Source organism: Pseudomonas sp. AGC41, from assembly GCF_057334555.1.
Genome location: NZ_JBHFJB010000161.1, coordinates 5,588 through 7,564 on the forward strand (window position 1 = coordinate 5,588; position 1,977 = coordinate 7,564).

The 1,977-nt window shown below is 66.3% G+C and carries 2 protein-coding genes; both read left to right on the forward strand.

All coding sequences use genetic code 11. The features are described from left to right. Positions 1 to 52: 52 nt before the first annotated feature. The gene (locus tag ACE04F_RS28035) at positions 53 to 1,312 is read left to right on the forward strand and encodes a sensor histidine kinase (protein ID WP_486110848.1); all 1,260 of its coding nucleotides are present in this window, start codon (positions 53 to 55) and stop codon (positions 1,310 to 1,312) included. Then, a complete protein-coding gene (locus ACE04F_RS28040) occupies positions 1,309 to 1,947 on the forward strand; it encodes a response regulator (RefSeq protein WP_486110850.1) in 639 nt (212 codons plus the stop codon). The genes ACE04F_RS28035 and ACE04F_RS28040 overlap by 4 nt, the downstream gene beginning before the upstream one ends. Positions 1,948 to 1,977: the final 30 nt, after the last annotated feature.

Below are 1,977 nucleotides of genomic sequence, written 5' to 3' on the forward strand. Positions count from 1 at the left end.
AGGCCGGTGTCCCACAGGGGGCCGGTACAGACTTGGGAGCGGGGCGCTGACCATGTCCGCCCTCTGGCGAATCAACCTCTGGGTCACGGTGTTCTTTGCCCTGGTCGCCGTGGCCTGCGCAACGCTGCTGCTGCACCAGGCCAGCGCCGATGTGCAGCGCGAACTGCAATCGGCCGAGTCGGTGGTGCACTACCTGCGCGAAACCGCCGAGCGAGACCCGACCAGCCTTCAAACGCGGCTCACCGGCAGCCTGCGTCACGTGCGGGTGCATTGGCTGGCGCCTGGGGAGAGTGCCCCGGCGAAGGATCCCGGGTTGCAGGCCTGGCTGGGTCGCCAACTGTTGGCCGACGGCCCGGCCGCCCAGATCGTGGACTTGCAGGATGGGCGTCGGGCCTGGATCGCTGTTGATCCACGGGATGAAATCGACGAGATCCTCGATTCCCTGACGCAACTGTTCGGCGTCTGCCTGATGGCGCTCTTCGTCAGTCTGCTGGTGATTCGCTGGGCGGTGCGCCGGGGCGTGCGTTTGCTGGATGAATTGCTCCACGCAATGCGCCAGGTATCCGCCGGGGACTTGCAGGTCAGCCTGCGCTCCGCAGGCGTTTCGGAAGCCCAGCAGTTGGCGGAGCATTTCAATCGGATGACCGCCGCGCTGGCCCAGACCCGCGCGGACAACGCCCGGCTGACTCAGGCACTGCTGGCCGTGCAGGAGCAGGAGCGCACGCGCCTGGCGCAGACGCTGCACGATGACCTTGGCCAGTATGTGGCCGGTATTCGCGCACGGGCCTGTCTGCTGCGCCTGGTCATCCATCAGCCGCCAGCCTTGGAGCAGACGGCACACGAACTGGAGGAACACTGCGATCACCTGCAAAAAGGCTTTCGCGCGTTGGTCCACGACTTGTATCCGGTGGTGTTGCAGCACCTGCCGTTGTGCGAGGCAATCGGGCTGCTCGCGAGGCAGTGGCAGGACCGACACGGGATCGCCTGTCAGTTGCGAGTCGATGGAGCATCGCCGTCGACGATAACCGGGCCTGACAAGGCCCACCTCTATCGCCTGTTGCAGGAAGCACTGACCAACATCGCCCGGCACGCCGGCGCCAGCCAGGTACGGATTCGTATGCAGCACCGCCGTGGCCGCCTGCGCCTGCTGGTGCGCGACAACGGACGTGGCGCGCAGCAGCCGGCCCGGGCGGGTGTCGGCCTGCATTCGATGGCCGAACGGGCCCGCAGCCTGGGTGGTGAGCTGCGCATCATCAGCCAGCCCGGCGCCGGATGGGCGCTGGCCTTGAACATCCCCCTGGAGAATTCATGAACATCTTGCTGGTGGACGATCACGCTGTGGTTCGGCAAGGTTACGCCAGCCTGTTGCGAGCGTTGATGCCGGAACTGCTGGTGCGCGAAGCGGCCTCGGGCGAAGAAGCGTTGAGCCAGGTGCAGGAACAGGTGCCGAACCTGGTGATCATGGACTTCGGCCTGCCGGGCATCAGCGGCCTGGAAACCACCCGCCGCCTGCGGCAACGCTTGCCGCAACTGCGCGTGCTGTTTTTCAGCATGCACGACGAACTGCCGTTGGTGCGCCAGGCGCTGGACGCCGGCGCGTCCGGCTACCTGACCAAGAATTCGCCACCGCAAGTATTGGTGGAGGCGGTGCGCCGGGTGCTGGCCGGCCATGCCTATATCGAGCAGGCGCTAGCGACCCAACTGGCCTGCGCCAACACCCGGCACGATGCGGACCCGCGCCTGCAATCGATGACCCAGCGCGAACTGGAGATCTTCGTCATGCTCGCCAGGGGCACCCCGGCGCGGACCATCGCCGAACAGCTGTGCATCAGCGCCAAGACCGTGTCCAACCATCTGACGCTGCTCAAGAGCAAGCTGCAGGTCAGCTCCCATGCCGAACTGGTCCACCTGGGAATCGATATGGGCGTGGTTCGGGTGGCTGGGTGAATGCTGATCCGTGGGGGGGGGGGGGGGGGG